General features: G+C 69.2%; 6 protein-coding genes. 4 read left to right on the forward strand and 2 right to left on the reverse strand.

What is annotated here, in order from left to right:
* A partial coding sequence (locus tag ABZY44_RS36915) for an ALF repeat-containing protein (protein ID WP_356661806.1) occupies window positions 1-2,652 on the reverse strand: 2,652 nt, incomplete at its 3' end.
* Window positions 2,653-3,266: 614 nt separating this feature from the next.
* On the opposite strand from ABZY44_RS36915, the gene ABZY44_RS36920 reads away from it, so the two are divergent.
* From ABZY44_RS36920 to ABZY44_RS36935, 4 genes are all read left to right on the forward strand, one after another.
* A complete protein-coding gene (locus ABZY44_RS36920; RefSeq protein WP_356661808.1) occupies window positions 3,267-3,776 on the forward strand; it encodes a hypothetical protein in 510 nt (169 codons plus the stop codon).
* 152 nt (window positions 3,777-3,928) lie between these two features.
* The gene (locus ABZY44_RS36925; protein ID WP_356661810.1) at window positions 3,929-5,575 is read left to right on the forward strand and encodes a S1 family peptidase; all 1,647 of its coding nucleotides are present in this window, start codon (window positions 3,929-3,931) and stop codon (window positions 5,573-5,575) included.
* A 183-nt stretch (window positions 5,576-5,758) separates the two neighbouring features.
* Entirely contained in the window at window positions 5,759-5,947 is a 189-nt protein-coding gene (locus tag ABZY44_RS36930) for a recombinase (RefSeq protein ID WP_356661812.1), read from the forward strand.
* A gap of 285 nt (window positions 5,948-6,232) precedes the next feature.
* Entirely contained in the window at window positions 6,233-6,631 is a 399-nt protein-coding gene (locus ABZY44_RS36935; protein ID WP_356661814.1) for a hypothetical protein, read from the forward strand.
* Here the strand turns inward: ABZY44_RS36935 and ABZY44_RS36940 are convergent.
* A complete protein-coding gene (locus tag ABZY44_RS36940; RefSeq protein WP_356661816.1) occupies window positions 6,626-7,465 on the reverse strand; it encodes an IS5 family transposase in 840 nt (279 codons plus the stop codon). The two genes, ABZY44_RS36935 and ABZY44_RS36940, sit on opposite strands and share 6 nt — an antisense overlap.
* Between the last annotated feature and the right edge of the window lie 312 nt (window positions 7,466-7,777).

A 7,777-nucleotide genomic window follows, 5' to 3' on the forward strand; every position in this document is an offset into this window, starting at 1 on the left:
TCGCCGGCGCGGCGGGGGGGGGGGGGGGGGCGGGGGGCCGCCTGCCCGGGCGCGCCGCCTCTCGTTTTCGCGGGCTTGGCCGCGGGCGGGGGCCCCCCCCCCCCCCGCTTCCGCCTTCCCTGCCCACGCCTGTGCTTCTGTGGCCGCGTTGCGAGCCGTGGCCGCCGCTTCCTGAGCGCGGGCGGCGTCCTCCTGCGCCTTGTCAGCGATCTTCGCGGCCGCGGCTATGACACCCTGCATGGCGGCCACGTGGGTGGCGAAGTCGTGGTCGAGCTGTGCGGTCTCGAACTGGACGTTGGAGATGAACCTCCGGCGCATCCACGAGGGGCCCTCGAGCACCGCCTGGGCATGGGCCTTGGTGTAGGGGCCCCCGGTTTGGAGGAGCGCCGCGGCGGCCACCGCATCGTCCTCCCGCTGCGCCTTTTCGAGCGCGCCGAAGAAGAACTGGTAGAGCGCTTCGGGCGTTCCGGCGTTCAGCGCCGCGTTGGCCGCCTCGGTCACCGCGCGGCCGGGCTTTTCGGACAGTAGGCGCGTGATGAGGACGCGGTTGTCCATGGCCGCGGCCTGGATGGCACCCGTGCGGAGGAACGTCGCGGCGGCGTCGGGATCACTGTTCTTCAGAGCGGCCGTCGCGGCGAAGCCGATTTTCGAGGGGGAGATGCGGGCGAGGTGGACAGCGGACTCCCGGTCGTCCTGCCGTTGTGCGATCAGCCGGTCGCTGTCGATCCAGACATGGACGTCTGCGTCCGTACCGGCCAGCGCGAACTGCGCCGCCTCGCGGGACCAGATGCCGCGGGAGTTCATGACGGCGATGGCCGCCTTGCGGCCCGCAGCGGCTGCCGCTGCCTGGTTGCCGCCCCGCAGTGCCGATTCGGCCTGGGCGATGAGGTCTTTCGTGGCCTGGGAGGTCTGCTCGGCCTGGGTGCGCTTGGCCTCGGTCGCCGCTCTCTCGCTGGCTTCGGCCTTGGCGAACAGACGCATCTCTTCGATCGCCCGCTGGGTCTCGTGGTCCAGCCGCTGCTGTTCGGCCGCGCGGGCGTCCTTCTCCACCTTGATCGCCTCGACGACCGCTGCCGTGGCCTTGTCGGCGGCCTTCGTGGCCTCGTTGGCGAACTCGGTGGACTTGTTCGCGTAGTCCACCGCCTGGCCGGCGTATGTGACGGCCCACTCGCAAGCCTCTGCGGCCTTGATCGCATGGGCAGCCGCGCTGTAGGCGGCGTTGCGGGCGTTACGCGCTGCGGTCGCGGCCGCGCTCGCCAGAGCCTGCGCTGCTCCGGCTGCGTTGGTGGCGATCCGGGCGTTCGTGGTGGCGATCTGTGCCTGCCGACGGGCCTCGTCGGACTCCGCCTTGGCCGAACCGGCTGAAAGCTCCGCGGACCTGTAGGCGCTGTTCGCCGTGTCGGCGGCCTCGCGGGCCGCGCCGGCGGCGCTGGAACCGATGTCGGCGCACATCTGCGCCGCGGTGGCGGCCTGCTCGGCCTGATCCGCCGTTGCCTTGGCGTGGCCTGCGATCTTCCGGCACCAGGCGGCGTCCTCTTTGGCCTTGTCGGCGGTTGCGGCGTTCTTGGAGGCGGCGATGGCCGACCTGAACGCCTGTGCGGCGCCCTGGGCCGCGGCGGCTGCCGCTTGGCTCGCGGCCATGGCGGCGTTCGCGGCACGACGGGAAGCCTGAATCGCGGCGTTCGCGGCGTTGGTGGCCATCCGGGCTGCGTCGGCCGCACCCTTCGAGGCCTCGGCCGCCTTACGGGCCGCCTGAGCTGCCTTCACCACGTCGTTCTCCGCCAGGCGGGCCTCGGCCTCCGCGGTTTCAGCGGCCTCCTTGGCCTTGGCCGAGGCTTCCACGGCCCGGGCGCAGGCCTCTTCGGCCTCCTTCGTCCTGGCTGCGGCCGTCTTGCCCTCGCGCGTGGCGACCGCGAGGAGTTCCTCGATCTTGGACCGCTCTTGGTCACGGGCGCGGGCGATGTGCTGGCCGGTGTCGAGGAACCACTGGACGTCGGCCTCCGTGCCCGACAGGGCCCTGTTGGCGTATTTCTGCACCTCCGGGCCGGCCAGCATCAGCAGCTTCGAGGCCTCGACGCGCATGTCCTCCAGTCGGGCCGTGAACCGGTCCGTGGTCAGGAACTTCTCCAGCGCGGCCTGCGAGCCGTCGGTCAGGGCGGTGTTGCCCGCCTTGATCACAGCCTTGCCGCCAGTAGCGATCGACGCGGCGGTGGCCACCCGCAGGTCCTCCACGAGGGAGGGCTTGAAGCCGCCCGAGAGGAACGCGGAGACGGCGGAGTCATTGCCGTTGAGCGCGGCGGTGGCTTCACGACGGGTCCCCTTGCCGACGGTCGCAAGGCTGCCCAGGAGCGAGGCGCGGTTGTCCACTGCGGTTGCCGCAGCGAGCTTGACGGCCAGGAAGTTCTGCACGTCGGCGTCGGAGCCAGCCAGCGCGACGGCGGCGGCAGCGCGAACGGCCGTACCGCCCAGCACCCACGCCTTGACGACCTTGGCGCGCTCGGTGTCCGGCAGCCGGAACGGGTCGGCTTCCGGGGGCGGCGTGTCCGCCCAGGCTGCCGTGGGGTTGAGAACGAGGCTGGAGGTGGTGACGACGGCCGCGGTGGCCGCGATGGCGCCGAGAATGCGCCGCCTACTCCAATAAATGGTGTCCAAAACGGTCCTTCGCTATCGGCGCATGGGCGCACCGCACAGAATGCGGCGGTCCAGGGCGGCAAGGTGTGAGTCGCGTTTCAATCGCCGGACCGTGGAGTGCATTGCCGAGGTCCGAGAGGCGCGCAGCACGACCTTACGCGGGGCACGCCAGTCTGGCTAGCCGTTAGATGATGGTGAATCAACGGTCGTTTATGAAGCCTGGGTTCCGCAGGGCGTGCGTAGTCACCGCTCCGCCACCCAAAACGGAGACAACGCCCCTGAACGGCGCATATTCCCTGGCCAGGTCGATGGTCGACGGCTGATCGGTGTGAGTCAGATCACCCGTCGCGGCCGTCTGCCTCGGTCGACCGTCGCGGACCGCCCCCGTGCGGGCGCCCGGTGTAGAGGCTGTTCGCACGCCGAAGTCAATGCGCGAAATAGGTGGGCGGACTATCGACTTCCTCTTTCCGGACTTGATTTCAGCTCCGGGTGTGCGGTTAAGATCCCGTCGGAAGTTGGGGGCTTCCAAGGAGGGATCGACCGTCTTTGGCGCATCTCTTGTTGGCTGGACATGAGCCTTCGCATCCGTATGGAACTTTCCGGAACAGCATCCGGAACCGAAGACTGGGGTAGGGATGAAGGCACGCAAGAAGCTCGTCCGCACGGTGGCCGCGGCCACGGCCGCCGGAGCGCTGGCATGGCTGGCGCTCACGGGCGCGGGTGGCGCCGTCAGGGACACCACCGCGATGAAGGGCATCGCCGAGGAAGGCCCGGGCTACGCCATCGAGGACTTCGGCTACCCGAACGCCGACAAGATCCTCGCCGAGCAGAACATCACCCTCAAGCGCGGTGACGGCCACATCCTCCTCGCCAACTGCGCGAGCGCGACCGACCTCCTCGAGGTCTGGTCCCGCGCCAAGGAGAAGATCTGCTTCAAGGTCACCGGCACCACCGGCTACGTGACCCTGGAGATCCCCTCCGTCTTCGCCGTCAAGGGCAACGACTACTCCGCCCAGGTCGACATGAAGGTCGGCGAGGAGGACAAGACGTGGGACGTGAACAAGAACTCCTGGACCGCCGTCGGCGAGAGCGCCGACGAGCAGGGCCGCGAGTTCATGCTCATGGAGATCCGGACCTCCAAGTAGTGCCCGCACGGCACCGGCAGGGGTCGGCCAGGACCGCCGACAGGCACGGCGGCCGGATCCGTTTCCGGCCCGCCGACTGGCACGGCGGGCCGATCCGCGTCCGGCCGGCACTCGATCGCATCCCCACGCACCCGTTCACCGAAGGAAGAACCATGCTCGCATCCCTTCTGCGCCCGGCGCGGATCACCGTCCTGCTCTCCGCCACGGCGGTCGCCGCAGGCCTGGTGTCGGCCGCCCCCGCCCTCGCGGTAGCCGGACCCGAGGCCCCGGACCAGTTCACGAACAAGGCCCTAGTGAAGCTGGTCATCGGCGACGAGACCAACTCCCGCGGCTGCACGGGAGCCCTGCTCGACAACAACTGGATCATCACGGCCGCCAGCTGCTTCACAAGCACCCCTGGTACGTCGGTCCCGGCCGGCAAGCCGGCGCTGAAGTCCATCGCCACGCTAGGCGACGGCAAGGCCGTCGAGGTCGTCGACCTGGTACCCCGTACCGACCGCGACCTGGTCCTGGGCCGGCTGGCCAGCCCCGCCGCCGGTCTCCCGTGGGCCAGGATCGGCCAGAACGGTCCCGCGGCGGGCGCCGAGCTCACCGCGGTCGGGTTCGGACGTACGAAGACCGAGTGGGTACCCGACAAGCTCCACACGGGCACCTTCACCACCAACACGTCCGCCGCCGGCACCCTCACCATCACCGGCAAGGGCACCGACGTCCTCTGCAAGGGCGATACCGGCGGTCCGCTCTTCGACTCGGCCGGCTGGCTCGTCGGTATCAACAGTCGTTCCTGGCAGGGTGGTTGTCTGGGCACTCCGGCCGCGGAGACCCGCACCGGCGCCATCTCGGCGCGGGCCGACAACCTGCGGGTGTGGGCCGCGGAGGTTCGCTCACTGACGCCCGGCTGGAAGACCGAGGCCGTCGTCCAGGCGGGCACGTCCCTCTACCAGGGCATCAATCTGGCCGACAACTCCTGGACCGGCTTCACCGACGTCCAGTCCAAGGCCGGAAACGTCGGCGGCATCCGCACGGCCACCGTCGCCGGCATCGACGGCGACACCCACGTGGTGGCGCTCGGCACCAACGGCCGCATCTACCACACCATCCGCAAGGCGGACGGCACATGGCTGCAGTTCGGTGACGTGGGCGGCGAAGCCGGCGTGCTCCCCAACGTCACCCAGGTGTCCGCCGTCTCCACCGGTACCGAGGTGCAACTCGTCGCCGTCTCCAACGGCAGGGTCTTCCACAGCGTGCGCCGGGCGAACGGCACCTGGGCCCCCTTCGGCGACGTCGCCTCCGTGAGCAGCCCAATCAGCGGTGTGACCTCGATCGCCACCGCCAACAGCGGGGGCGCGCTCCAGGTCATCGCCGTCACCGGCGGCAAGACCTACCACTCCCTGCGCAACACCACCGGCAACTGGAGCGCCTGGGGCGACGTCGCCCAGGCCGCCGGCGCCACCGGCCCGGTCTCTTCCGTGGCCATGGCCGGCTCGGGCAGCACCCTCCACGTCGTCCTCGCCACCGACAACGGCACCCGCCAGTACCACACCGTCCGCCTCGACAGCGGCAGCTGGAGCCCCGTCAAGGAACTGACGGCCCACCTCGGCAACATCACCGTCAAGTCGGTGGGCGCGGCCGGTGTCGACCACAACGTCGACTTCGCCTTCACCACCAGCGACAACCGGGTCGTGCAGACCACCCGCAACACCGCCGGCGCCATCTTCACCAACCCGGTCACCGTGCCCACGATCCAGGGCATCGCGGCCACCCCGCTGGGCTCCATCGCCCTCGCCGGCACGCTCTGACCCCGACCATCCCTCCACACACTCCGCACCCGCCCACCCGCCCCTTTACTTCGGGCGGGTGGGCGGCCCCAGCAACGGCCGGGCAACCCGGCCTTCACCTCACCGCCGGCAGTGGCACCTCGGCGTAGGCCGCGTGGGCGACCCGTCCTCATCTCGTCGTCGCCCGGCGGGGGCCTGCTCAGGGTGCTGCCCAGGCTCGCGGAGATCGAAAGGGACCTGATCCTGCGCCGCAGACGGGCAGAGGAAGGGCAGTGGCTCGGCGAGATCGAAGGCATCGACATGACCTTGACCTTCGTCCGAACCAAGCAGGCCGACGCCGCCCGCCTTACACGCCGGACCCCCATCGCCCTCGGTATCCCGACCAACCGCTGACCCGAATAAGACCCTGAGGCTCACCAACTTGTTCGCGAGCTTGGGCGGCAGCAGAGGGCGGAGTTGTGAAACGTCTCGGGTCGCGGCCGCCTGAATCCCTTCCAGTTGAGCTGGACACGGCCGCTGCCTGATGCTGCCTCCGGGCGGTCGTATTCGCGCGGACCTCATGTGAAGTCCCGGGCTACTGACGCCTTAAAGAGTGTTTCGTCCCATCGGGGGTGTTTGGTAAGTCACGCAGTGTCAGCGGGTTGGGGGCCACGCATGGAGGCGTGTGAGGATCCGTCCGTGGAGTGCGATGTGTGTGGACGGGCGATGTGGCGACGGCCGGGGCTGCCGACTGAGGGGGAAGAGGAGATCTGGTCCTGTTCCTGGTGCCACGCCGCCACGCATGTGGGTGGCGAGTGGTTCGAGGTCTCGCGGCCGCCGTATTTGCCCGTGGAGATGCGCTGGGAGATAGCCGTCGCGGACGGCCTTTCCGCCGACGTTGCCCACGCCTTCGGCGTCTTCGACAGGACGCTGTGCGGAATCCAGGTGGCCGGTATGTCGCCGTCGGATCACTGGTGGCTGCCGGAGCGGGAGAGCGCCTGTGGCGCCTGCCAAGAGGCGGCGGGTGTCATCGATGACCGCTGGCCGCAGGAAATGAGGGGCGAGGACGCGCGGGTCAGCGTGGCCCGGCGGCTATGAGTCCTTCCAGTTCGGAGTCGACTCTCGTGTGAGCCTGCGGCTCATGAGGTCGATCATCGCGATGCGGATTATGGCTTCGGATCGGTGCGGGTGGGTTTCGTAGTCGCGGGCGAGGCGGCGGTGGTTCATGAGCCAGCCGAAGGTCCGCTCGACGACCCAGCGCCGCGGGATGACCTTGAAGCCCTTCTGGCCCAGGTCGCGGCGGGTGACCTCGACGTCGATGCCGAGGGTGGCGCCGTGTTCGATGGCCTTGGTTCGATAGCCGGTGTCGGCCCAGGCCTTGGTGATCCTGGGGTGGGTCTCGGCAATGTGCGAGAGCAGGTGGATGCCGCCGGCGTTGTCGGAGACGCTGGCCGCGGTGACCCAGTCCGCGAGGAGGAGGCCGAGGGTGTCGACGCCGATATGGCGTTTGCGTCCTGCGATCTTCTTGCCCGCGTCGATGCCCTGGCCGGCGGCCGGGACGTTGGCGGAGGTCTTGACGCTCTGGGCGTCCAGCACGCACGCGCTCGGTTCGGCATCCCGGCCAGCGGCCTCCCGAACCAGTCGGCGGAGCAGGCCGTTGAGCTGGTCGAACACGCCCTCCTTCTGCCAGGCCGCGAAGTATCCGTAGACGGTTTCCCATGGCGCGAAGTCGTGGGGAAGGTAGCGCCAGGGGATCCCAGTCCGGTCCACATACAAGACCGCGTCCATGATCCGACGCAGGTCGTGCTCGGGCGGCCGCCCGATGTCCAGGCCCTTCCCTCGTCGCTCGGCCCGCCAGGTCGACAGAATGGGCTCAAGCAGCTCCCATCGGGCATCGGACAGGTCACTCGGATACGGCCGCTGTCGGGACACGTTTCGATAGTTCCGTCGGCAGGCACACAGCCATAGGGCGCAAACAGGGGTGACTGGGGGCGCCTTGGGATCAGACAGGAGCGAACGGGCGGAAACGCGCCTGGTAATCGAATCAGCCGTCTCTCACATCACGGATAGCGACCCTGGCCTCAGCAGTCCCTGCCCACTCGGCCACCCATACAGCTGTCAAACACCCCCGATGGGACAAAACGCTCTTTTAGAGGGTGTTAAGAGATCCTCTGCGCCAGTACGTCGGTTTCGTGGCTGCCAGGTTTGGGGCGTTTACTCCCTTACCTGCCACCTCGCGCTCAT

The organism is Streptomyces sp. NPDC006544 (genome assembly GCF_040611715.1).
Lineage (GTDB): Bacteria > Actinomycetota > Actinomycetes > Streptomycetales > Streptomycetaceae > Streptomyces.